Below are 25,330 nucleotides of genomic sequence, written 5' to 3'. Positions count from 1 at the left end.
ATTGCAACGAAATCCCTTCGACAAATTCCCTCTCTATTTCTTCATATTGACGAATTGTGTATATTTTGCCAGCCATACCAGCTCTACAGTTCCAATCGGGCCGTTTCTCTGTTTTGCTATAATAATCTCTGCGACACCTGGCTTCGTCGTATCTTTGTTATAGTAATCATCCCTGTATATAAACATCACCACGTCCGCATCCTGTTCAATCGCCCCTGACTCACGCAGGTCGGACAGAATTGGTCTGTGGTCCGTCCTCTGCTCCACCGCCCGGCTCAGCTGAGAGAGAGCCACAACCGGAACATTCAGCTCCCTGGCCAAAGCCTTCAAAGATCTGGATATCTCCGAAATCTCCTGCTGTCTGGAATCGCTCCTTCCGCTCCCTCCCATCAGCTGTAAATAATCAATAAAGATAATTCCCAAATTTTGTTCTAGCTTATACTTTCTGCACTTAGAGCGCATCTCAGCTACAGAGATTCCCGGAGTGTCATCAATAATCAAATGAGAACGGCCAATGATATCCGCTCCTTCCACCAGCTTTGTCCAGTCCTCATCCTTCAGATTTCCCGTTCGAAGTGTCTGAGAATCTACTCTGGACTCACTGGCCAACAGTCGGTTTACCAGCTGTTCCTTTGACATCTCTAGGCTGAAAATCGCCACTGTGATATTCTTTTTTACTGCCATGTACTGAGCAATATTTAGGGTAAACGCGGTCTTTCCCATGGAAGGCCTGGCAGCTATCAAAATTAAATCTGAATTTTGAAAACCTGAAGTCTTGTAGTCTAAATCCACAAACCCCGTGGGAAGTCCTGTGACACTTCCCTTGGTCTTAGATGCCCTCTCGATATTGCTTACTGCATTTAAGACAATCTGTTGAATCGGCACAAATTCACCGGAAGTTCTCCTCTGAAGAAGCTGGAAAATCTTCTTCTCCGTCTCCTCCATAATCTCCTCTGTACTTTGCTTATCCAGATAACAGGTATTGGCAATCTCTTCGCTGGTCTTAATCAGCCGCCGAAGCATTGCCTTCTCACTGACAATATTCGCATAGTATTTCACATTCGCTGATGTGGGCACTACATCCATCAGATCTCGAATGTATTCCATACTGCTGATATCCGGCGGAAGATCTTTCTCCTTTAGCCGATCTTGAAGTGTTATCAAGTCCACCGGCTTTCCCTCATTGCACAGCTCAACCATCGCATCGAAAATAATTCCGTACTGATTCTGATAGAAGTCTTCTCCTGTCAATATCTCTGAAGCCACCAAAATCGCTTCGCGGTCCATAATCATAGACCCAATCACAGACTGTTCGGCCTCCAGACTATTCGGCAGAATCCGTTTTATCAGGGCTTCTTCCATGCACCCTTCCTCCTATGCTTCTTTTACAAACACTTTCAGAGTCCCAGTTACCTGCGGGTGAAGCTTCACTGGAACCTGGGTCACTCCCAAAGCCTTGATCGGTGACGGAAGCTGTAGTTTTCTCTTGTCAATATCCAAATTCAACTGCTCTTTCGCGGCCTCTGAGATCTCTTTCGTGGAGACGGAGCCAAAAATTTTTCCGCCCTCTCCCACTTTCAGTTTGACAATCACTTCTTTATCTTCCAAATCTTTGGCAAATGCCTGAGCCGCTTCTAGATTTTCCTGGGCAACTTTTTCTTCATTCGCCTTTTGAAGCTTCAGATCATTCAGATTCTTCGGAGTAGCCTCCACGCCTAATTTCTTCGGCAAAATCATATTTCTGGCATAACCGTCGCTTACCTTCACAATATCCCCTTTTTTTCCCAAAGATTTTACATCCTGCAATAAAATTACTTTCATTCTAATTCTCCTTCTCTTTGCATTTCATCGATAATCCCTTTTACCATATGCAGGGTCTCCTGCATCGTATATCCGCTGACCTGCGCGCCTGCCACATTCATATGGCCTCCGCCGCCCAGCTTCTCCATAATTACCTGTACGTTCACTTCGTCAATCGCACGGGCGCTGATATAAATCACATTGTTATAGTCTGTCAGGACAAAAGATGCCTTCACACCTTCCACATTCAGCAGCTCATTAGCCGCCTGAGCTCCTACGACCGTCGGACTTTTTAATCCTTCACTTGGACACATGCCAATCGCATAACTGCCTTTGTAGATCTCTGCATTGCTGATTGCCATCGCTCTGGCTTTATAAGACTCCATGTCGTCCCGAAGCATCTTACGCACTCTGGTCACATCAGCCCCGCATCTACGCAGAAAAGCCGCCGCCTCAAAGGTTCTTACTCCTGCTTTTGACAGGAAGTTATTCGTATCGATCATAATCCCAGCATACATACTATCCGCCTCAATGCTGCGGATTCGAATTCCATCCGGCATATACTGAAGGATCTCCGCCACCATCTCACAAGCAGAAGACGCATAAGGCTCCACATACGACAGCACCGCATTCTGAATCACTTCGCTGCCTCTGCGGTGATGATCGAGCACCACGATGGTCCTCGTCATGTACAGTAGATCTTCACATTCTGTATAACTGGGCTTATTGGTATCCACCACCACAACCACTGTATTCTGATCCACCAATTCTTTTGCCTCATCGCTGGTCACAAACATGTTCGCCTCATACTCAGAGTTCTCCATAAAGCCAGCCATCAGTGGACGAATTGATGTAGTCGGGTCATTGACCACAATATGTGCCGGCCTCCCCAATGTCTTTGCAGCCCGGTAGATTCCCACCGCCGCCCCAAAGGCATCCACATCTGTAATCTTATGCCCCATAACCACAACACGCTCCTTCGTGCTGATAAACTCCGTCAGAGCCTGCGCTTTCACACGTGCTTTTACACGGGTAGTCTTTTCCATCTGCTGTGACTTCCCGCCAAAATACGTAATATTATTGCCATTTTTGACAACTACCTGATCTCCGCCTCGTCCCAGTGCCATCTCCATCGCAATCCGGGAGTACTCATAGTTCTGTCCATAATTCGAACCGTTCACCCCGATACCGATACTCAGAGTCAGAGACATTTCATTTCCTATATTGACTGTCTTAACTTCCTCGAGTATATGGAATTTCTCCTCCTGCAAAGTTCGAAGAGAAGACATTCTCATAATCAGGAAATATTTGTCTTTGTCCATTTTGCGGACCAAACCGCCATAATTCGAAAAATATTTTGTGATTTTCCGGTCAATCAACGCGATCAGCAGAGCTCTTCTCACTTCTTCCACACTCTCAAGCGCTTCATCGTAGTTGTCCAGATAAGCGATCGCAACTACCAGTTTGTCATCCTCATTCTTTTTCTTATAGACATTCAGTTCTGTCACATCTAGCAGGTACATTGCATACAGATATTGCTTCTCCCCCATTGCCTCCAACAAACCTGTCTTGTCCAACAATTCTTCCAGGGAAATTCTGTGCATAACCGCATTGTACACCCGATCTTCATACTCTACCAGGATTTCCACCTGCTTTTTCCCTTTGGGAAGTTTATTCGGTGTAATCTCAGGAAACAAATAAGAAACCATCTTCTTCTCTGGATTTTTTCCAAGGAGTTCTGCGAGCATCCGGTTTCCCCAAAGCAACTTTCCATCCGAATCCAGCAGGCCATAAGGCAAAGCCAAATTTTCCAACATCCGCTGTTCCAGCTGGTCATACTGATTCGCGAAAGCAATCAATTCATTGAGGATAATCGGTTTGTTGTAGAAATACAACAGTCCTGCGGCGATTAGATAACACACAACCACCACCGTCACTAAGACTCCCGCCTTTACACTTACAAAATAGACCGCAATATTCATGCCGATCAAAAGAATGGATAGAAAGATCGGCCACTGCATAAATTTTTTCAGTTGTCCTCGTAATTTGAATTCTTTTTTCATTTTCATACCTACATTTTAGTATTTTACCGCTGCATCACTGTATTGTTTCACCGTGTGCAAAGATCTACACATATATTTATTATATCAGATATTTCCCGTTTTTGGAATAAAAATGTGTACTGCCATCATGCCCCTCATAAAAAGGAATCCTGTCCCGCAGAATTCTTCGCCTGCGGTGGGTCGCTTCAGCGACAACTCCTTCCCCTCCACGGTGGGATCTTGTAATTTTTTGTATGATAAAAAAGCATTTTCACGCATCAGTGTGACAAGATCTTCCTTATCATACAAAAAATACCTCTGTACTTCTCCTAGAAGACAAAGGTATTTTTTACATTCTACTTCATGACCAATCATCGGCATGAACTTATTCCTCTTCATTTTTTAATAAACGCTGCTCCTCAATCAGAGATTCCCTTAAATGCTGCCGCATAAGGGCCATCGCCTGAGTAATCTCTCCTTTTTCATAAGCTTCAAAAATATGTTCATGAAACCAACATATCTGTCTTTGCAGCTCCATATACTTTCCACATTGGTTACTCATAATCGCCAACTGACTTCTGACACCTTCTGCGGCCTCTCTTAGCCTCGAGTTCCTACAGTATTCAAAGAAAAGTATATGAAATTCATCCGTACAAGCATTCCAAATATCTGCATTCTCCGCTCCCATCAATTCTCTAGAGCGCGTTAAATTTTCTCTTAATTTTTCTATCAATTCCTGATTATTCGGATGCAAAGATGCGTAATAAATAGCTAGACTGTCCACTTCTCCGACAAACTCATAGATCTCACGCAGATCATTATCCGTCATCTCAATTACACTGGCACCAACATTGGGGTGATAGGTAACCAGCCGTTCCTGAGACAGACGAATCAATGCCTCCCGTATGGGAGTCGCACTGACCTGAAAACGCTCCACCAGCATTTTCACAGTCATTTTCTCTCCACACTTGATTCTCTGATACACAATGTCATCTTTCAACATCTGATAGATCTGGTCTGATAAATTTACTCTCGCAAGCCCCATCACTGCTTCCTCCTACTACTGGTACTTATATTGTACAGCAGAACCCTCAACCTTTCAAGAGAAATATAGACAGATTTCGTACCCTTTCGTGCTATTTCATCACATATTTTTTGTATGTCTGCAATAGTCTAAATCGTAATCGCTATTTTCCTGCTTTACACCTGATTCGCTGCCTGAAGTTTTTCATATCCGCCGCTCTTTAAAATTGCCACTCCAATCACCAGACTAGCCGCCTCAATCACACCGCAGACCACGAACGCAAAAAAGTAACTTCCAAACTGATCGTAGATCATTCCAGATAACGTGGGCATTAAAATCGGACCCAAAAATGTAAAAATCGTCACGGTCCCATAGATGTCTGCAAAGTCTTTTGCGCCAAACGCGAAAGTTGTCAACAGAGGTGCCAGCACAAAAGGCGCTGCCATAGCAAATCCAAACAAAAAAGAAGACAAAATCGCGATCGCTCCCACAGTAGAAAAATTCAACAGCACAATTCCCAGCGTAGAAAGACCCACCAAGAGAATATAACATTTCTGAAGCCCAATCTTATCTGTCAACCATCCAGCTCCAATCTTTCCGACTGCCAGAGTGAAGCCTACGATTCCAATAAAAGAAGCTGCTCTCACCTGCTCATAGCCAATGTCTGTAAAGTATGCTGTCATATGCTGATAAAGTCCCTGACACGCTCCGCTCAGCGCAAAAGCTATGAAACAAATTCCATAAAATTCTGGACGTTTCATCGCCTCTGCCCTGGTCAGCCCAGTAATCACAAGAGGTGCCTCTTTTTTGCTCTCTTTCTCTCTCGACTGATTCTCTGCTCCTAATGGACTTGCTCCAATCTCAGAAGGCTGATAACGGAATAACAGCATATACGGAAGCAAAGCCAAAATACAAATCAGTCCCAACCAACGGTAAGCAGCCTGATATCCGCACTCCACAATCAATTTGCTGGCAACTGGATTAAAGATCATACTTCCAATTCCAGTACCGGTCAACGCAATTCCCATCGCTGTGCCTTTTCTCTCCACGAACCAATTGTTCATCAGAATGCTGACACACACCATACCGGTAAGAGAAGAACCGGTACCGATCAAAAGTCCCAATACATAGAACAGATAAATATTATTTGCCACAGACAGCCCCAGCCAACACAGCACCATCAGTAAACCACCGAAAATGGTAACTCTCTTTGGGGGAAACTTGGTAAATATCTTTCCGATAAAAGGACTTACAATCATAGAGGTAATGGAAATACAGGATATGTAAAACGAGAATTGTCCGCGAGAAACCCCAAAAGCCTCTGTCACCGGTTTTAGAAACTGGTTTGCAGAGTTGATGATGATTCCCGCCCCTCCTGTCAGCATCAGACAACTGGCAAAACATAAAATCCAGCCATAATGTAGTTTACTTGTCTTTTTCATTTACCTTTTAATCCTTTATATTTTATTTCTGTCTCCATAGACCCGTATGAAACTATGAAGGGCGGATAAGGAAAAAAGTCTTCCCTATCCGCCGCGATATTGCGGCCAGCTCACAGCGCTGCTGTTCGCTGTCCGTTGCCCGGCAAATATCTGCCCGTGCAAGCACAGCAGCTGCCTGCCGGGTTTATCGCTTAAGATTGCTGAGCATTTGAACGGTTCAAACTACTCAGCAATCTAATTCTTATTTCACTGTAATTTTATATGTATCACTATTGTTCCATAGATCACACTTGTTTTGATCTCTTTGTAATCATTGGGCACTTCTTAGAATCAAATGAGCTAACCGCTACTAATGCGATTAAAGATCCAAGATATGCTACAAACAGTCCTAAATCAGCATTCATGCCAATGAAACTTCCAATGAAAGCTCCTGTTCCAATGACTGCTCCAACACCCATTGCAGCGAAACAGCCTTTAACGGTAGCCCCTTTATAGAATACTGCACCCAACAATGGTACCAACACAGATCCCATGTAAGGATAGTTAAAGAGAATAATAGCATCCAGCAAGTTGTCAATCTTGAAGCTGAGAAGTACACCAACGATACAAGCAACAACCACCGTTACTTTTGCGATTACTTTTGCTTTCGGAAGCTCGCTCATTTCTTTATCCGGGTGCATAACACCTCTGTACAAGTCAGCAGAGAAAGATCCACCAAGTCCAATGAGCAATCCACTACCAGAAGACATTGCCGCTGCCAACACAGCCGTTACTACCACTGCTGCCAGTACTGGATTCAACAGTTCAGATACTGTAAATGCAAAGATACTGCTATGATCTGATCCTGGGAACACTGCCTGCCCTGCAGCACCTACCAAAGAAGCTGCAAATCCAACAACGATTGTAATTACTCCACCTAAGATACAAGCTCCCTTTGCGGTCTTTACATCTTTTGCTGCCTGATAACGCAGGAATGCGTCATAAGAAACAGAAATAGAAACCAACATAGGAGTTACTTTGTAGATAAATTTACTAAACAGTCCATCTGGAATGAATGGAATTGCAAAAACTTCTCCAACCGGCACACCATTGTTGTTCAATGTCACCAGTGCTGCAATCGCTGCAACCGGAATACCAACCATAATGATGATAATCTGAATCGTATTTCCGATGGCTACTGACCACATTCCACCCATAACAGCAGACACCAAAATAACTACTGCACAGATGATTACACTTCCAGAAAACGGAAGACCAAACGCTGACAAAATACTTCCACAAGCAAGCAACTGGGAAATAAAGATACCCAACATAGACGGTACATTACTCAGCCATGCCCATCCACGAACTACTTTATACTTTCCAAAACGTGCCTCGAAATAGTCCATCGGCACAACGCCTTCGACCTCTCTCATACGGCCTGCAATAAAAATACCAGCAATAATACATCCTAGACCACAGCCTATCGCATAATACATTCCCGGCCATACACCAAACTGAGATCCATCGGTTGCACCGCCAACGATGATACCTGCTCCAATCTGTACAGATGCGATGGAGAATCCGCCAACCACAAGCCCTACATTACGACCTGCTACCAGGAAATCATCCACTTCATTATTCTTGTTCCTCGTGAAGAAACCAATCCCTAACAAAACCACAAAATAGATAGCAACAACTACGATAATAAACATTTTATGATCCATATCTTATTCTCTCTTTCTCACAATATGGAATCGAGTCGCTTTTCCTCCTCAATTCAGCAACATGTTACCCTTCATTCTGGGGGCAATCCCCTCTGCCTCCAATGTTCAAAATATCCTATTTCACGCTTCATGTCCTGCAAACACCGCCTTGATTTTTCCTGCTAATCCCGGAACCTTATCTGTCGGTACAGCACTCAAAGCTAAGCGAATTCCTTCTTTTAACGGAATTACGAAAATGTTATTCTGCGCAAGCTTATTTGCCAGACCGGCTGAATCCTTCGCAGGAATCGTGATGAAAAATCCTGCCTCATACGGAAGAATTTTTAAATTTTCCTCTGCTGCTTCCTTGATAAAGATTTGGGCACGATTTGCCAGCATCTCGCTGAACTGTGCGCGCTCTTTGTCCACGCTTGCTTTCAACTGCGGATCTGCTGTAATCTCTGCCAGCATTTTCTGTGCACCGCGGCTTCCGTTTGACCAAGTTGCACGGTTTGAGAAAGTATTTACGTTTGCAAACTCTTCTGCAACTGTCTTAGAAGAAGACACACCAATCAGTGCACCTGAGCGCATTCCATATACTAAGAAAGATTTTGACATACTGTATGCCACTGCCAATAAAATATTCTCCGGCAGATCTTCAAAGTATTTTAAGAAACTTCTCACTTCATCTGGGTCACCTGCATAGTCGATATATGCCATATCCCACAGAATGATAATTTTCTTATTTGGTTTTTTCGCGCACTCACGATAGAAGTTCATAATGTCTTCCCAATCCTCGTCAGTCATGGTATAACCAGATGGATTATGGGCCGGAGTATTAAAAATGGTCATGACACTGTCTTGTGTCTCTAATAACTTGGAAACTGCATCTTTTAAGTTCTTTCTGGAAAACTCGTTGTTCTCATCGAACATCTGATACATTTCCCATTCTCTTTCATTTTCCTCGGCGATCTCACGATATGGTCCCCAGTGCCAGTTTGGAATCACAAACTTCTGGCCTTTTTCCACATAGTTAAAGATCATATGATGAATTGCACCTGTTCCTCCTGGTGTTGCCACAGCGCCTGTATAAGTTCCTTTCGGCTGATGGCCTTTAAACGCATTGGCAATCGCTGCATCCAAGTAGTCTTTTAATCCTGGAATTGGAGCGTAATCCATCAGTTCATTTGCCGGAAGCTCGCGATAACATTTGTTGACGGTAGGCAAAGATAAGAAATCTCCATTCTCATCCTTTAACACACCTAAGGTGGCATCCGTCACATTTTCTTTTCCGTACTTCGCAATCGCGGTTCCTGCATTTCCTGCTGAACTGAAACTGGGATCTGGTTTTCCCTTGCCAGTAGCATTTGATGCTGTCATGGTAAATTCTGCCATTTTTATTCCCCCTGTCTTTTTCCTTTGAGATGCTCTCACATCTCTATTTTATTTTCAGGTATGCAAAATGATAACCTATTCTCCTTGTGAATTTCACAGCTACCATTTCGCATACCAATTCATAAAGCACTGAATTATTTATATTTCACGATCAACGCGTCTACCGCGCAAACCCCCTGGCCTTCTGGATATACAAATACCGGATTAAGATCCATCTCTTTGATCTCATCTTTGTGCTCGTATGCGTAATTTGCGATTTTCACCATCATATCTGTGAGTGCATCCAAATCACATGGAGCAGAGCCACGGTATCCAGTCAGCATTTTGTAGCTCTTCAGAGATTTCAACATGTTCATAGCCTCTCCCTTGTTCAGAGGAACCGGATACAATGCCGCATCTTTGAAGACTTCTACATAAATTCCACCCAATCCTACTAAAAGCATAGGACCAAACTGTTTGTCATTTGTCACACCAATAATAATCTCTACACCAGAAGCTGCCATCTCCTGAACTAAAATTCCATCGGTCTTCTTTCCAGGATTGGTTCTCGCCACATTCGCCATAATTTCATCGTATGCAGCAACAGCCTCCTCCTCATTTTGAATACGAAGTTTTACACCGCCGGCTTCTGTCTTGTGCAGAATCTCAGAAGAATTAATCTTCAGCGCCAATGGATATTTCATCCCTTTGACAGCCTCTTTGATCTCATCTGTACTTCTCGCAATCGCCTGTGCGGGAACTGGAACTCCATATTTCTTCATCTCTTCTTTGCTGTCGAACTCTGAGAGCGCATAAGTCTCAGCTCCCTCGTGATCCTTCGGAACACAGGCTTCCAGATTATGCTCTTCATAGTTATAAGTAGCGAAGGTTAGCAATTTCTTTAGCGCTGAGAAAGAAGTACCCATAGAAGACATCAACGGAACCCCCGCATCTTCCAGAATTCTTCTGGAACCGCGGAAACGATAACCTTCCAGCGACGGAATCGCCACAACTGGCTTATCCACACCCAATTCTTTTGCATGAGCGATGCTCTTACACATATCAGAAGTGGTCAAATCATCGTCTTTCTTAACGTTTACACCCACAGTAATTAATCCTACCGCAGGGTCATCATTAAATGATTTCAGAACACCTACTGTACGCTCGTCATCGTGGAACAAAGTGGTAGTAGCATCCAGAGGATTCTTAGCCGAAGCGTAGCCCGGGATGAAGTTTTTCAACTTGGCCTTTGTCTCGTCAGAAATCTCTGCCAAATCCACGCCCACTTCCTCAGCGATGTCGGCACTCAGAGTACTCTCTCCACCGGAGAAGCTAATCACTGCCACTTCTTTCTTCTTCGGGAAGTTACCGTTCAGCACGCTCAGAGTCTGTGCCAGACACATGAACTCTTCCAAAGTCTCTGCGACAACAACGCCGTATTTTTCAAAGATACTCATGTAAGATTTATTAGATCCCGCCATACTTCCAGTATGGGATGCCGCTGAAATCGCGCCTCTCACAGATCTTCCTGATTTCAGAATTACCACTGGTTTGCGCATCATCGCAGCTTTCTTTAATGCACGTACAAATCTCTCCGAGTCACGAACACCTTCAAGATAAAGGGCAACAACAGATACGTGTTCGTCTTCCACAACAAACTCGAGGAATTCTTCCAGTGTGACAATATTTCCATTTCCTGAAGAGATTGCGTAAGAGATATTGAAGAAATCTGTGTTCAATATCTCTGCACAGATAAATCCACTCTGTGCAATAATCGCAATTCCATGAGCATCATCTTCCAAATCCCAATGTGTATGGCCGCCCCACATATTGACTTTATCCACATTGTTCAGCATACCCATACAGTTTGGTCCGCAGATACACATGTCATATTTTCTGGCGATGCCTTTTATCTGCTCTTCCAGTGCGATTCCCTCTTCAGTGTTCTCCTCTGAGAAACCGCTGGCATAGATCACAGCCGCCTTCACTCCAAAGGCACCGGCCTCTTCCAGCAGCGCCGGTATTGTATGGCAGTTTGTTGCAAGTACCACACACTCAGGAACTTCTGGCAATGCCGAAATACTAGGATAGCATTTTTTTCCAAAAAGCTCTGTCTTTTTGGGATGCACAAAATATGCGTGCTCTACTATCCTACTATTCAATGCACCCTGAGCTGCACCACGTCCAAAACCAGGTCTATCCGTTACCCCCACAACTGCAATACTCTTAGGTTTAATCAGTTTTTGTATATCCATCTTTGCCTCATACCTCCGCTACATTCTTTGCTCTATACTGCCGCTTACTGAACGTAGTTATAACCTTCGTTAAACGCCGCCTCATTCGCTGCAGTAAATTTCTCTTTGCCTTTCTTCACGAACATTTCCTTCAGAACTCTTCTGGCCATATCTGGCTCGAACAGTCCGCATTTTTTAATCAATGCACCAATTGCAACAATGTTAGCTGCTTTCGGATTGTTCGCTTTCATTGCCAGCTCCATACATGGAACTCTAATGATGTTAAAATTTCCTTCCACTGTCTGATCGTCAGCAACCTCATCGCTGTTGATAATCAACGTGCCGCCTTCTTTCAGGTAAGCCGCATATTCCAGGGAAGGGGCATTCATAGCTACCAGTACGTCGGATTCCTCAATATCTGGTCCGCCAATCACGCCATCTACATATTTCACTACGCTGTATGCTTTTCCACCTCTCATGGCAGGTCCATAAGTGGGCATCCAAGTCACTGTCTTTCCTTCTTCCAGAGCCATCTCAGCCATGATCATGCCTGATGTCAAAACTCCCTGTCCACCAAAACCAGCGAATACTAATTCCATACTCAATCACCCTTCCTTTCTCTCAACTCGCCCAAGGTGTAATAAGCAGAAACCTCCTTATCCATCCATGCAAGAGCTTTGTCGATCGGCATACCCCAGTTGGTAGGACATGGCGCCAATACTTCCACCAGAGAATATCCCTCGTTATTCAACTGTGCCTCGATTGCGTTCTTTACATATTTGCGTAGTTTACGGATCTCTTTCGGACTCTGAACAGATCCTCTAGCTACATATGCCACGTTTGGCAAAGAAGCGATCATTTCCGGCAACTTAATCGGCATACCAGTCCAGTTTGTATCTCTTCCGTGAACACTGGTCGTAGTTTTCTGATCTGGCATGGTAGTCCAAGACATCTGTCCACCTGTCATACCAAAGTTATTGTTATTTACCACAAATACAGTAATATTCTCGTTACGATATGCAGCGTTCATAGTCTCCGCAAGACCGATTACATATGCATCTCCATCTCCTTGATAAGCGATAGAAAGAAGGTCTGGTCTCGCAACTTTAATACCCATAGCGGTAGCTGCACCTCTTCCGTGAGCAGTCTGGATTTTGTCACCATTCCAGCTCATGTTCATATTACAGGAACATCCAACTCCAAGAGTCAAAATTGTCTTATCTTCGTAACCATTCTCTTCGATTACTTCTGCAATCAGACGGTTCAAAATACCATGGCCACATCCTGGGCAGAAACTATTCGGTATACTAACCATCTTCGGTGTTTTTCTCAACACTGCCATTTAGAACACCTCCTTCATCTGTCCGGCTTTTACCTGCTCATAAAACTTCACAACTTCTTTTGCTTTCGGAATATGCTGATTTGTAAACTGTCCATAGATCGGAACATCTATTCTCGTCTTCTTCGCTGCCAAAGCTACGTCCTCTACCAGCTGACCAGCATCTGTAGACTCTACGGAGATAAAGCCTTTTACATCTTTGTTTACCTGCTCAAAAGCTTTGTATGGGAATGGCCATACAGTGATAGGACGAATGATGCCGACTTTCTCACCCTGAGCGCGCAGAATATCAACTGCGTTTTTAGCTGTTCTGGAAGGAAGTCCAAATGCTACAAATACGTAGTCTGCATCCTCTACCTGATATGCTTCGTATCTCTGCTCGTTCTCAGTAATCAACTCATATTTTGCTTTTGTTGCACCTGGTTTATCTGGATTTGCCAATCTGCCGTGATCACGGTTTGTTCCATCCCAGGTCCATCCTAAGTCCTCAGTTCTCTCTTTGAACTCTGGGAATTCCACTGCTTCCATCATCTGTCCCAGAGCAGCCTCTGTCAGAATCTCTACTGGATTGCGGTATTTCTCTGCCAGATCAAATGCTATGTACATTAAGTCGATAGTCTCCTGAATGCTGTTCGGTGTCAAAACGATCACACGACAGTCACCATTGCCGCCACAGCGGGTATCTCTCAAATAATCTGTCTGAGAAGAATCCAAAGTTCCAAGTCCAGCTCCCCAGCGCTGAACATTCACCAGTACTGCTGGATAGTTGTTCGCACACATATAGGAGATACCTTCCTGTTTCAGTGAGAATCCTGGGCCTGAGGAACTAGTCATAGATCTCATACCACAAGCATAGGACCCAAAAATCATATACATTGCAGACATCTCATTTTCTGCCTGCAAAAAAGTTCTTCCAAGTTCTGGCATACGCCAGGACAAATACTCTCCGACCTCTGTCTGAGGAGTAATCGGATATCCTGCATAAAACTGACAACCTGCACGCATAGCTGCTTCACCGATTGCATGGTTGCCTTTCCACATCTTCTTCATAGTCTTTCACTCCCTTTCACTCTTCAACGATCTCAAATACATTATCTGGGCATACAATATAGCAAGTTCCACACTGCGTACATTTCTCATGGTCCACCGCTACATGATCATATCCTGCTGCATTGAGCTCACCGGACAGGGATAATGATTTGGTTGGACATGCTACGATACAATACTTACAGCTCTTACACCTCTCGGGACTAATTGTAAGTTTGGCCATAATGCTCCTCCTTTCCCATCTACTATTCCTCTTTAATTTTACTGGAATAGAGAATCCATTCTCCTAATTTTCTTTCGTTTATAGTTCGCATTATATATTATATATAATATATAATCAATGGTTTTTATGCATTTTACATAAATTCGTCAAAAGTTATCAATTTTTCATATCGTTTTTGTACAAATTTCAATCATCATTTACTTTCTTCATTATATGACAATATTTGTTTACAATTTCAATTTTACAACTTATTTTTGACTAAAAACATCTGCATTAGGGCTTTAAGTGCCCATTTCTACAGGATATAGCCCCTTTAAAAATCCTTTCAAAATACATATACTTTGCTATTGTAAATTTTTATCAAAACCCAGCGATGTCTTGCCATATTTTCAAAGAACAAAATGAGTAGGCCCATTTCAGCTTCCCCTCAATCTTTGAGGGGCGTGTGCATTCTGTCCGGAGGTTTTTCATCTACTAGGATATCCATCGCAATTTCCTAGTAAATAAAAAAACACCAACCACATAAAATGGTTGGTGTCTGTCTTTCACAAATTAATCCTGCACGTAAGGCATCATAGCCATATGACGTGCTCTCTTGATTGCAACAGTCAGAGCTCTCTGATGTTTTGCACAGTTTCCTGTGATTCTTCTCGGAAGAATTTTTCCTCTCTCAGATACGTATCTCTTTAACTTTGCTACATCCTTGTAATCGATCTCATTGTTCTCTTTTCCACAGAATACACATACTTTTTTTCTTCTGCGGCCGCCTCTTCTCTTCATCGGAGAATCTGGTCTCTCGCCTCTATTGTATGCCATGAGTATAACCTCCTTCTATAATTCAGTTAAGCGGACATCTGAAATGTCACCAGACACACATCCGCTCTGCTACTTTTTTGTGAACGCAGGCTTTTCCTGCCTGTCCATGCCACCTACCTAGCTTTCTAGTTAAATGGCAATTCTTCATCAATTCCATCCGGAATGTTCATAAAACCGTCGATGGAAGCCGCCGCACTGCTGGGTGCCGCTGGCGCTTCTGCCGGCGCAGGAGTTCTCGGATGTGACGCCGCATAGCTGTCACTGGCAGATTTACTTTCTGCAAATTCCTGCTCTTCCACAACTACCTCTGTCGTATACACCTTCTGGCCTTCCCTGTTTGTATAACTGCCAGTCTGAATTCTTCCGCTGACTACTATACGAATTCCCTGGTGGAAATACTTCTCTGCAAACTCTGCACCTCTGCCGAATACGACACAGGAAATAAAATCTGCAGTCGCCTCTCCATCACGGCGGAATCTGCGGTCAACGGCTAAGGTGTATCTAGCAATTGCCAGAGAATTTTCTCCTGCCGAATAACGAACTTCTGGATCTCTTGTTAAGCGTCCCATTAAAATTACTTTGTTCATAAAATCTACCTCATATCTTTCTCAAGAGTGCATTATTAATGGTGCTTTCCAAAATTCCCTATAAGGTCTTATGCGTCTTTCCGAACGACTAAGTATCTTAATACATTGTCCATGATACGAACGTGTCTTTCCACTTCTGCTGGACAATCTGCGTCTGCTTCAAACTGAATAAAATAGTAGAAGCCTTCATGCATTTTCTGAATTTCGTAAGCTAATTTCTTCTTACCCCATTCTTCTACTTCTGTGATATTGCCATTGTAACGGGTGATGTATCCTTTTGCTTTTTCTACAACTGCCGCACGTACATCGTCCTCTACCTTGGCATTCACAACTAATGCTAACTCATACTTGTTCATGCTCTTTTACCTCCTTATGGTCTTTTGGCCCCTTGCCTGTGCAGGGAGCAAGGATATTTAAAATATATCACGATTGCTAATTTTAACATAAATCGCGCTTTGTGTAAAGTATGAATTTACTGATTTTTTTTAATCAGTCCCCGTTCATTTTTTTCTACCAACTTACGCGCCATCATAACCTGGTGTCCGCACCCCATACATTTCAAGCGAAAGTCGGCTCCTACCCTCAAAATCTCCCATTCGTGGCTCCCACAAGGATGCGCTTTTTTCAGAGTTACCACATCTCCGATTTCATAGTTCTTCCCCATGAATTCTTACGCTCCCTTCACAGTAATCTGAGAAAACACTCGGCCGATCGGCTGCTGAATCAGCAGATTTGCATAACGGTCCCTCGGCGTCGGCGATTTATTAATTACCACCAAATGTTCGCCTTGATAATAATCAATCAAACTGGCAGCCGGATAGACGGCCAATGAGGTCCCCCCAATAATCAGTACCTCCGCCTGTGAGATCGCCATGACTGCCTCCGATAGAGTCTGCGTGTTCAGTGCCTCTTCATAAAGAACCACATCTGGCTTGACAATCCCGCCACAGTCACATTTAGGAGTGCCTTTTGCGTTCTTCATATAAGCAAAGTCATAGGCTTTTCCACATCTCATACAGTAATTTCTATGTACGGAACCATGCAGCTCTAGCACTTTCTTGCTGCCTGCCATCTGGTGCAGATTATCAATGTTCTGGGTGATCACTGCCTTCAATTTTCCAGCTTTCTCTAGCATGGCTAATTTCTGATGTGCAGCGTTAGGCTTTGCTGTGTCACACAGCATCTTGTCCCGATAAAATCGAAAAAATTCTTCCGGCTTTCTCATAAAGAACGTATGGCTTAAAATAGTCTCTGGCGGATAATCATATTTTTGATTATACAGCCCATCCACACTCCGGAAATCTGGAATCCCACTCTCTGTGGACACCCCTGCTCCACCGAAGAATACAATATTACTGTGCGTGTCAATCAATTCCTGAAGTTTCTCAATTTCCTTCTCCATCATTCAGAACTCCTTTCAGATTGTCAATTTAACCTCTTTCCCTGAACCACATAGCGCGTAGAAGAGTTTCCTGTACAGGTAGACAATGTCACTACTTTGTCCTTGATGCCCAAAGAAATATCCCCTGTGTCAATGGAAGAATTGCTCCTCATGTTCGCAATCCAGTCTTTAAATTCTTTGCCCGGCCCCTTAAACAATGTGTAGGTATCGCTGTTTACCGCCGTCACATAGGCTGAAAAAATTTCATATTTATAATTTTTTTCCGGGGTAAGTATCCAGAAGTAGTGACTTTTGCTGTACGCGTCCCCCTCGGAAAACTGCTTCAGCGTACCAAACATAGAGCCATTTTTCATATTATGTCCATATACAAGCGTATTACAGTCATTGAAATCATCGTTATTTTCATAGTCGACGAAAATCGTCCCCGCAAAATTATAAGTCTTTTCATAGGTTCTGTGAAGATAATACTCATTGTCGATTCCCCGGACCACTGGATAGCTAATATCAAGCCCCTCCACATATATCCAGCCGATCACATCCTCATTCACCTTCCGCAGCGACTCAAAGTCCACATCAATCGGCGGCTGCAATTCACCGTCATCTTCTTCGTCTCTCGCATTAGGATCTCTCTCGGTGACTGCCATCTTCTCAATCGCGTCATACTCATCGGACCCCTTTTTGTACTCTAAATAGATATGTATGAGATTATATGCCGCAAAAATGAAAATTCCAATGGCTATAATCAGAACAACTGTGAGTACATAGTCAATCGCTTTTTTCTTCTTTTTTGTCTTTTTACCCATATTCTCTCCCATCTTAGTTTCTGGTAACTCTTCTATGTTACGTCCACTCGCTTGTAGTTCGTGAGCAGTAACACGTTTCGCAACGCACACAAGCTGCTGTAGACAGCAGTTCAGTGCGAGTATATCTCGGAACTTTTGCACATAAGGTACAAAAACACCTCGCAGGACATTGGAGGGCTGAACTGTAGCTCTTTTATCATTATAATAAGAATGGACAAATCTTGCAATGTATAACAGTACCACAGGACAGTCCGAAGGACTTTCCTAAGGAATCAAAAAAGGCTCTGTATCTCCCACAGAGCCCTTGCTACAAATAGCGGGGACAGGATTTGAACCTGCGACCTTCGGGTTATGAGCCCGACGAGCTTCCAGACTGCTCCACCCCGCGTCATCTAATAATTAGTATATGTACTTAATAAGGTTATTATACTTCTTTTATCTACATTTGTCAATACTTCGCCTTTTGGCATTACTTCACTTGTAACTATTCAGCCATGTGAATAGTTACGTTCACTTACTTGCGGTTCATGAGCAGTAACACACTTCACGGGATATTAGAAGCCCGAACTGTAACTCATACGCTGTGTGCGCTGCAAAGTTTACAGCGCACACAAAAATTTCTGGCTCACATCTCACTGAGCTGCTCCTGACACAGAGGACGGTATTTCTTTGCCAAAAGCGCTTTAATCGCTCTCTCGTTGTCTTCCACTCTGAAAATCACATAGGCTACATTCTTTCTCTTTGTGATAAACGCATACATATACTCTATGTTGATGCCCTCATCTCCAAGCGCACGGATGGCCCCTGCCAGACCTCCCGGCGTATCTGGAATCTCGACCGCCAAAACCTTTGTGATGGAACAGATATAGCCTTCATCTTTCAGTACCGTTGACGCCTTATAAGGGTCATCTACAATCAACCTTACAATTCCAAAATCTGTAGTCTCCGCCAGAGACAAAGCTTGCATATTAATTCCATATTTTTCCAAGATATCGCTGAGTCCCTGTAATTTCCCGGGGCTATTTTCCAAAAAAATAGAGATCTGTCTTACTGTCATAATTGTACCTCCTTTTCCACCTAACGGTGACAACCGACACGCTGACACCCTATATCAAATGAACTTTTTAATACAGATGACGCTTATCAACCACGCGAACAGCCTTGCCTTCACTTCTAGCAATGGATTTTGGCGCTACCAGTTTTACGTTTGCATAGATGCCCAGCATTGCCTTCAGAGCATGTACCAGTTCTTTCTCCCTCACTGACATCTGCTTCAAGCTGTCGGAGAACATCTCTGGTGTCATCTCCACCTGCACTTCAATCGTGTCACTGTTGTTTACACGATCAACGACAATCTGATAATTCGCCGGATATCCTTTGTTCATCAGAACAGTCTCAATCTGAGACGGGAAGACATTCACACCTTTGACAATCAGCATATCATCACTTCTGCCCATCGGTTTGCTCATCTTTACGTGCGTTCTTCCACACGAACACTTCTCCCTAGTCAAAACACAGATATCACGGGTGCGATAGCGAAGAAGAGGAAATGCATCCTTCGTTATGCTAGTAAATACCAGCTCCCCTTTCTGTCCGTCTGGAAGAACCTCCTCCGTAACCGGATCAATGATCTCCGCAATGAAGTGATCCTCATTGATATGCATGCCTGTCTGCTCACTGCACTCAAAAGAGACTCCCGGCCCTGAAATCTCCGTCAGGCCATAAATGTCATATGCCTTGATTCCCAGCTTTTCCTCAATATCGTGCCGCATCTCCTCTGTCCATGCCTCAGCTCCAAAAATTCCAGCTTTTAACTTAATCTGGTCTTTCACACCACGCTCGATGATGCTCTCAGCCAGGTAGGCAGCATAAGACGGTGTACAGCACAAAATGGTGGAGCCTAAATCTGTCATAAACTGAATCTGACGGTCTGTGTTCCCTGAAGACATCGGCAGCGTCAAAGAACCCACCTTATGAGAACCTCCGTTCAGCCCCGGCCCTCCGGTAAACAGTCCATAACCATAGCAGACATGCACAACATCCTCTTTGCTTCCTCCGGCTGCCACAATTGCCCTAGCACAGCATTCCTCCCATAAATCCAGGTCATGCTGTGTATAAAATGCTACTACTCTTCTTCCAGTCGTGCCGCTAGTAGACTGAATACGCACACACTCAGACAGAGGCGTCGCTAAAAGTCCATAGGGATACGCTGCACGAAGATCTTCTTTTGTCAAAAAGGGAAGCTTATATAAATCTTCCCTGGATTTGATGTCTCCGGGCTCCACACCTTTTTCCTTCATTTTATTTCGATAGTATTCCACGTTGTCATATACGTGTCTTACCTGTTTTACCAGACGTTCGTCCTGCCATTCTCTAATCTGTTCCTGGGACGCACATTCGATTTCTGGCTGGAAATAATTTCCCATTTTAACCACTCCTTTCCTTATCTTTAAGATCTCACGTCAACATTCCAAGTTATCAATCTCCTCACCTTCTTGAACTTTCATTCAAAAAGTACCCCTCGCTTTGCTCGGTCAATTCTCATTTGACACTGCGATGATTTCTTCTGAAAGCCTATCTCTTTCGCAGATTAGCTTGACAAACCCCAAAAGTAAGATCTAGTTTCATATTAGCTTAAAATATATAAATGCGCAAGAATTATATAGCACTTCATCCCTGCGAATTTTTTAACTGCTATTGTCCATCCCATTCACAGTAACTTCCAGTTTTCTTATCTCCCAAAATATGGTATAGTGTGAGTACTAAATTACGATGGGAGAATATGAATGGCTATGAAAAATTTAATCGTTGGACAATCAGGCGGCCCTACTGCTGTCATCAACAGCAGTCTCTACGGGGTAGTCTCTGAAAGCTTTGCTCACAGCGACCAAATTGGGCACGTATATGGAATGGTAAATGGAATTGAAGGTTTTCTAAACGACACAATTTTAGATTTCGCCAAGGAACTGCCCGGTGAAAAATTAGAATACTTAAAGACAACTCCTGGAGCTTACTTAGGGTCCTGCCGGTACAAACTTCCAGAAGATTTAAAAGATCCGGTCTATCCCCGGCTGTTCCAAAAATTTCAAGAGATGAATATCGGCTATTTCTTCTATATCGGCGGCAATGATTCCATGGACACCGTCAGCAAGCTTTCCCGCTATGCTCAGCAGATTGACAGCGATATTCTGGTGCTAGGAGAACCCAAGACAATAGACAACGACCTTATTTTAACTGACCACACCCCTGGATTCGGCAGCGCTGCACGTTACGTTGCGACCACAGTCCGTGAGATCGTAGTAGACGCCAGTGTCTATGAGAAAAAAGCCGTGACTATCGTAGAGATCATGGGCCGTGATGCCGGCTGGCTAACTGCCTCTAGCGCTCTTGCCAGAAGATACGAAGGTGACAATCCTTTCCTGATTTACCTGCCAGAAGTGGATTTTGATGTGGAAAAATTTCTGAAGGACGTAGAAAATTCCTTCCAGAAGTCTGCCAGCGTCATCGTCTGTGTATCCGAGGGAATCCACGATGCCTCTGGAAAGCTGATCTGTGAGTATGACAGCGATGTAGGCTGCGATACCTTTGGGCACAAAATGCTGTCTGGCTGCGGCAAATACCTGGAAAATCTGCTGCGAAATCGCCTGAATGTAAAAGCTCGTTCCGTAGAACTGAACGTGTGTCAACGCTGTTCCTCCATGACCATCTCCGAGACAGACCAAGAGGAAGCTGTCATGGCAGGCCGTTTCGGTGTGAAATCCATTTTAGATGGAAATACTGGGAAAATGATCTCTTTCGTCCGTGAGAGCGACAGCCCTTACCGACTGACCTGCGGACTGGAAGATGTGAACAGAATCTGTAACCAGACAAAAACCGTTTCTCTGTCCTGGATTTCTCAAAACGGCTCCGATGTAGAAAAAGAATTCCTCACCTATGCCAAACCACTGGTACAGGGTACCGTAAAGGTTCCCATGGACAAAGATGGTCTGCCTGCTTTCGTATACCGAAAATAGTCTGGATAAGGGCTTCCTCAAGTCAAGAAATAACTTGGGGAAGCCCTCTTTTTATGCTATAGAAAAGAAACCCAGTACAGTTCATTCTCACGTTAGAAGCTCAAATACCCGGTACAAGTCCAGTCTTCCGTATCCCCAATCTGGATTCGGATAAGTCAGGCCCTCGTCTCTTGCCGCAGCCCTGGTCAAATAATTTTTAGCACTGGTCCCGTTTAAATAAGGAGCATTTTTCCTGACCACCGCCCACTCCATGAGAAGCGCCACTGCTCCCGCCGTCTGAGCAGCTGCCACGCTAGTACCCGAGCGCTGCACATACCTACCTTGGGAACCAGGCCCTGTCAGCAGCACTCCCGGAGCAGCCAAATCTGGCTTCACCACTCCATTGGGTGTATATCCCCTACTAGCTTCCAGATACAAACTTTGGTCCCGGTTGTCATATGCTGTCACCGTTATGGAGTCCTCCGAATCTCCCGGATTTGTCACTGTGTTATAAGGAGACGGTTCTAAAAAATAAGTTTCTGTGCGAAAAGTTGTATGTACCGGCAGCCACATATGAAATTCTACAGTGTCCAAACTCTCGCTATAGACTAAAAAGCGCCAGATTCCCGCCACAGGACTTATGAAGCGAAAAAAAATCAGGGTACTCCCAGATTGCAGTTCTATAGCCGAATACCCCACCTCTACTTTTGTCTCCACAAACACAAAAGACAAAGTCTGCGTGCCAGTTCCTCTGATCGTACTCACATCCAGAATTTCACCCGACGGAGATTGAAGCCTGACCCGGTAAAGATACAGCGAGCTCCCCCAAAACTCCACAAAAAAGCCTCGTTCTTCCTCCCCTACCCGCATCTCTACGGTCACGTTTCTCTCTTGTGGCCGAATTTCTCCCATGTAATGCCTCCTGGAGTTTCCTTCATTGCCAGCCGCCACCGTGACAGCTGTCTGCGGGTTCCTGGTCACGCTGTCCATATACAATGCCAACGGATTCTTTCCCTGGTGAGTCCCCTGATTATTTCCAAGCCCTATGCAAATGACCAGTGGCATCTGAAGCTGCCTGGCACATTCCAAAGCAAAACTAATTCCAAACATAATATCATTTTCCTGATAATAATCCACCCCTTCTGGAAGAAAATAAAACTCTCTCAGATAGTTTTTAGCAGGTTTTAGTTTCACAATAATTAAAGTAGCTTCCGGTGCAGCCCCTGAAAACTCCTCCGTCGGCTCCGGAGTCCCTGCCGCTATTCCCGCCATAAATGTTCCATGACCATTTTCATCCCTAGAAGGCACTATTTCCCAAGGGTCCTCTGACTGTAACGCTGCATTGATCTGTTCCTCTGTATACACACTTCCATAGGGAACGGTCGAGTTATCAGACGGGATTCTTTGGTCCCATAGATAGGCGATCCTGGTACGCTCATAGCTCAAAAAAGCCGGATGCGTGTAATCTATCCCCGAATCAATCACAGCAATTGCAGTATTTCTTCCTTGAAGATTAAGATACGGATGATTTTGAAGGTTCGTAATCCTAGAGGCTGCCAAAGCCTGGCTGTCCATATAGGTAAAACAATTGGGAATGGTGTTGTAGGTATAGCTATCCACTCCAAGACCATTGAGCTCCGACAACGGCGTATACAAGACCGCATAAGTCCCATCAATCCTTTGAATATAGTCTTCCGAAAAATCCGAAAAAATTTCTCCTACATTTTGGTCATGCCGTACGATAAAATCCGCATAGCTTTCATCCAAAGCAGGTGATATATAATCCATCGCACTCAGCGTCATCACTCACTCCCACAGTTTCTTTTTTCAATAATTTATGCTATTTTCTTCTATACTATGTAACAGATTCGTCACTTGGACCTTCACCTTTGCTGCACGGATGCCTAATTCCCCCAAAATGTTAATATATAAACAATTACAGATAGATATATTGGCTTGTAACAGTTCAACTCGTACAGATATCTGCTTTCAAAAACATGCACTTATGTTTTATGCTACCTCGCACGGTATGGATGAACTATTACGTGAAATCATGTTAATTAATAGACTCTTGTTGATTTTTTATTCCCGATCAGTTAAGATTAAAAAAACAACTGTAATCTCAGAAAAGGAAATTATTGCTATGGAAAACACTAAGATAGACCGCCGCGTGCGCAAAACAAAAGCCCTTCTTTTAAAAGGACTGACTCAGCTTATGGAAGAAAAAGACGTCAATCACATCTCTGTACGGGAGTTAACAGACCTGGTAGATCTAAACAGAGGCACCTTTTATCTTCACTACAGAGACATCTTTGACATGGTAAACCAGGTGGAGGATGAACTGTTTCAACAGTTCGACGAACTTTTTCACGAAAATGCCTCCGGCGATGACTCCACCACCACCACGTTAACCGTACTGACGAACGTCTTCACCTTTCTGGCAAACAATGAAAAAACCGTGCGTGCCTTTATGGGCCCACACGGCGATTTAACTTTTATCAATCGTCTGAAAGAACTCGTCAAAACCAGAGTCCGCCATTCCTGGGAAGACCGCGGCATGGCCCCTGACAAATTCGAATATTTCTTCGCCTACACCGCCGCCGGTTGTATCGGCCTGATGGAAGCCTGGCTTAGAGGCGGCTTCCAGGAATCTGCCGAAGAGATGGCCTCTCTAGCAGATGTTCTGCTGCTCAATGGGATTCATCCTCTGCTGAAATAGCGCGGCGTCTGCCCAGGCAGACCACCATGATAATTCCCGCAAAAAATGTAAAAATTGAGATAAACTGCGAGGTGGAAAGCGCTCCCACGCTTCCCCTCACCAGATCTCCTCTAAAAAATTCCAGTACAAAGCGGCCCGCGCTGTAGAAGACCAGATAAAAACCAGCTACCTGTCCGTCCGCCTTACATTTTCGCGCCAAAAACAGCAGCAGTCCAAAATGCAGAAAATCCAGCGCGCTGGAAATCAGCTGTGTTGGAATCAGCGCAACCCCATTAGGCGCATAGGCAGAATCTGTAAACGTGATTCCGATGCAACTGTTCGTGGGCTGCCCGTAACAGCAGCCTGCCAAAAAGCATCCGATTCTCCCAAAGCCCTGCGCCAGCGCTATGGACGGCATTACCAAATCAAAGTATTTCAAAAACGGCAACTTCAGCACCCGGCAGTACAGCCAGCCTGCCAAAATCCCGCCGAATATTCCTCCGTAGACCACAAAACCGTCCGCAAAATCCCGGAAGATCTCCGCGGGGTCCGCCAGAATTTCCCGATACTGTGTAATCAAATACAAAAGCTTGGCTCCCAGAATCCCGCCAATCACACACCAGATCACTAGGGAAAATACCCGTTCTCCATTGTCCAGTCCCTGTTTTTTCGCCCGCATCTCTGCTGTGAGATATGCTGCTATCACTCCAATCCCTATCATCAGACCGTATCCATACACGGTAAATGGCCCAATCGTCAACAACTCATTCTTCAATAATTACATCCCTTCTCTCTTCCCGCCATTTTCCACCAGCGGCAGGT

General features: G+C 44.2%; 25 protein-coding genes and 1 tRNA gene. 2 read left to right on the top strand and 24 right to left on the bottom strand.

Annotated features, from left to right (window positions below; genetic code table 11):
• Positions 1–33: 33 nt before the first annotated feature.
• The 22 genes from dnaB to BLHYD_RS03680 form a co-directional block, all read right to left on the bottom strand.
• Positions 34–1,362: a replicative DNA helicase gene (dnaB, locus tag BLHYD_RS03785; RefSeq protein ID WP_005949880.1), complete on the bottom strand. Its 1,329-nt coding sequence runs from the start codon at positions 1,360–1,362 to the stop codon at positions 34–36.
• 12 nt (positions 1,363–1,374) lie between these two features.
• A complete protein-coding gene (rplI, locus tag BLHYD_RS03780; protein ID WP_005949878.1) occupies positions 1,375–1,821 on the bottom strand; it encodes a 50S ribosomal protein L9 in 447 nt (148 codons plus the stop codon).
• A complete protein-coding gene (locus BLHYD_RS03775) occupies positions 1,818–3,863 on the bottom strand; it encodes a DHH family phosphoesterase (protein WP_021845197.1) in 2,046 nt (681 codons plus the stop codon). The genes rplI and BLHYD_RS03775 overlap by 4 nt, the downstream gene beginning before the upstream one ends.
• Positions 3,864–3,947: 84 nt before the next feature.
• Positions 3,948–4,151: a hypothetical protein gene (locus BLHYD_RS03770; RefSeq protein WP_260784493.1), complete on the bottom strand. Its 204-nt coding sequence runs from the start codon at positions 4,149–4,151 to the stop codon at positions 3,948–3,950.
• Between the two features lie 76 nt (positions 4,152–4,227).
• Positions 4,228–4,887, bottom strand: coding sequence for a GntR family transcriptional regulator (locus BLHYD_RS03765; RefSeq protein WP_005949873.1), 660 nt, complete (start codon positions 4,885–4,887; stop codon positions 4,228–4,230).
• A 155-nt stretch (positions 4,888–5,042) separates the two neighbouring features.
• Positions 5,043–6,308 (bottom strand): MFS transporter, encoded by a 1,266-nt coding sequence (locus BLHYD_RS03760; RefSeq protein WP_021845199.1) that lies wholly within the window; start codon positions 6,306–6,308, stop codon positions 5,043–5,045.
• A gap of 284 nt (positions 6,309–6,592) precedes the next feature.
• Positions 6,593–8,014, bottom strand: a complete 1,422-nt coding sequence (locus BLHYD_RS03755) for a sodium:solute symporter family protein (RefSeq protein ID WP_005949867.1) — start codon at positions 8,012–8,014, stop codon at positions 6,593–6,595.
• Positions 8,015–8,134: 120 nt separating this feature from the next.
• Positions 8,135–9,388, bottom strand: coding sequence for a pyridoxal phosphate-dependent aminotransferase (locus tag BLHYD_RS03750; RefSeq protein ID WP_005949865.1), 1,254 nt, complete (start codon positions 9,386–9,388; stop codon positions 8,135–8,137).
• 134 nt (positions 9,389–9,522) lie between these two features.
• The gene (locus BLHYD_RS03745; protein ID WP_021845201.1) at positions 9,523–11,622 is read right to left on the bottom strand and encodes an acetate--CoA ligase family protein; all 2,100 of its coding nucleotides are present in this window, start codon (positions 11,620–11,622) and stop codon (positions 9,523–9,525) included.
• Positions 11,623–11,666: 44 nt separating this feature from the next.
• Entirely contained in the window at positions 11,667–12,200 is a 534-nt protein-coding gene (locus BLHYD_RS03740) for a 2-oxoacid:acceptor oxidoreductase family protein (protein WP_005949859.1), read from the bottom strand.
• Positions 12,201–12,202: 2 nt separating this feature from the next.
• Entirely contained in the window at positions 12,203–12,943 is a 741-nt protein-coding gene (locus BLHYD_RS03735; RefSeq protein WP_005949857.1) for a thiamine pyrophosphate-dependent enzyme, read from the bottom strand.
• On the bottom strand, positions 12,944–13,990 hold the full coding sequence (locus BLHYD_RS03730) for a 3-methyl-2-oxobutanoate dehydrogenase (protein ID WP_021845202.1): 1,047 nt from the start codon (positions 13,988–13,990) through the stop codon (positions 12,944–12,946).
• Positions 13,991–14,006: 16 nt separating this feature from the next.
• Positions 14,007–14,210, bottom strand: a complete 204-nt coding sequence (locus BLHYD_RS03725; RefSeq protein WP_021845203.1) for a 4Fe-4S binding protein — start codon at positions 14,208–14,210, stop codon at positions 14,007–14,009.
• Between the two features lie 552 nt (positions 14,211–14,762).
• Positions 14,763–15,026 carry a 30S ribosomal protein S18 gene (gene rpsR / locus BLHYD_RS03720; RefSeq protein WP_005949852.1) on the bottom strand — a complete coding sequence of 88 codons (264 nt, stop codon included), beginning with the start codon at positions 15,024–15,026 and terminating at the stop codon, positions 14,763–14,765.
• A 125-nt stretch (positions 15,027–15,151) separates the two neighbouring features.
• Complete coding sequence (locus BLHYD_RS03715) at positions 15,152–15,613, bottom strand: single-stranded DNA-binding protein (protein ID WP_021845204.1); 462 nt, start codon at positions 15,611–15,613, stop codon at positions 15,152–15,154.
• A gap of 68 nt (positions 15,614–15,681) precedes the next feature.
• Positions 15,682–15,969, bottom strand: a complete 288-nt coding sequence (rpsF, locus tag BLHYD_RS03710; RefSeq protein ID WP_005949649.1) for a 30S ribosomal protein S6 — start codon at positions 15,967–15,969, stop codon at positions 15,682–15,684.
• A 116-nt stretch (positions 15,970–16,085) separates the two neighbouring features.
• Positions 16,086–16,277 (bottom strand): DUF951 domain-containing protein, encoded by a 192-nt coding sequence (locus BLHYD_RS03705; protein ID WP_005949648.1) that lies wholly within the window; start codon positions 16,275–16,277, stop codon positions 16,086–16,088.
• Between the two features lie 6 nt (positions 16,278–16,283).
• Positions 16,284–17,015: an NAD-dependent protein deacylase gene (locus BLHYD_RS03700; RefSeq protein ID WP_021845205.1), complete on the bottom strand. Its 732-nt coding sequence runs from the start codon at positions 17,013–17,015 to the stop codon at positions 16,284–16,286.
• Between the two features lie 23 nt (positions 17,016–17,038).
• A complete protein-coding gene (gene srtB / locus BLHYD_RS03695) occupies positions 17,039–17,818 on the bottom strand; it encodes a class B sortase (RefSeq protein ID WP_040350660.1) in 780 nt (259 codons plus the stop codon).
• 314 nt (positions 17,819–18,132) lie between these two features.
• A tRNA-Met gene (locus BLHYD_RS03690) sits at positions 18,133–18,206 on the bottom strand.
• Between the two features lie 237 nt (positions 18,207–18,443).
• Positions 18,444–18,875, bottom strand: a complete 432-nt coding sequence (locus BLHYD_RS03685; RefSeq protein WP_005949645.1) for an ACT domain-containing protein — start codon at positions 18,873–18,875, stop codon at positions 18,444–18,446.
• 67 nt (positions 18,876–18,942) lie between these two features.
• Entirely contained in the window at positions 18,943–20,244 is a 1,302-nt protein-coding gene (locus BLHYD_RS03680; protein ID WP_005949644.1) for a phenylacetate--CoA ligase family protein, read from the bottom strand.
• A 360-nt stretch (positions 20,245–20,604) separates the two neighbouring features.
• On the opposite strand from BLHYD_RS03680, the gene BLHYD_RS03675 reads away from it, so the two are divergent.
• Positions 20,605–21,831 carry a 6-phosphofructokinase gene (locus BLHYD_RS03675; protein ID WP_005949643.1) on the top strand — a complete coding sequence of 409 codons (1,227 nt, stop codon included), beginning with the start codon at positions 20,605–20,607 and terminating at the stop codon, positions 21,829–21,831.
• Between the two features lie 87 nt (positions 21,832–21,918).
• On the opposite strand, the gene BLHYD_RS03670 is transcribed toward BLHYD_RS03675, so the two are convergent.
• Complete coding sequence (locus BLHYD_RS03670) at positions 21,919–23,613, bottom strand: S8 family peptidase (protein WP_005949642.1); 1,695 nt, start codon at positions 23,611–23,613, stop codon at positions 21,919–21,921.
• Between the two features lie 340 nt (positions 23,614–23,953).
• Between BLHYD_RS03670 and BLHYD_RS03665 the strand changes: the two genes are divergently transcribed.
• Positions 23,954–24,529 (top strand): TetR/AcrR family transcriptional regulator, encoded by a 576-nt coding sequence (locus tag BLHYD_RS03665; protein WP_040350659.1) that lies wholly within the window; start codon positions 23,954–23,956, stop codon positions 24,527–24,529.
• Here BLHYD_RS03665 and BLHYD_RS03660 read toward each other — a convergent pair.
• Positions 24,501–25,283 (bottom strand): prolipoprotein diacylglyceryl transferase, encoded by a 783-nt coding sequence (locus BLHYD_RS03660; protein ID WP_005949640.1) that lies wholly within the window; start codon positions 25,281–25,283, stop codon positions 24,501–24,503. The two genes, BLHYD_RS03665 and BLHYD_RS03660, sit on opposite strands and share 29 nt — an antisense overlap.
• Positions 25,284–25,330: the final 47 nt, after the last annotated feature.

It is taken from the genome of Blautia hydrogenotrophica DSM 10507 (assembly GCF_034356035.1).
Taxonomy (GTDB): Bacteria; Bacillota; Clostridia; order Lachnospirales; family Lachnospiraceae; genus Blautia_A; species Blautia_A hydrogenotrophica.
The sequence above is the reverse complement of the archived record's forward strand: the minus strand, read 5'-3'. Positions and strand labels throughout refer to the sequence as shown.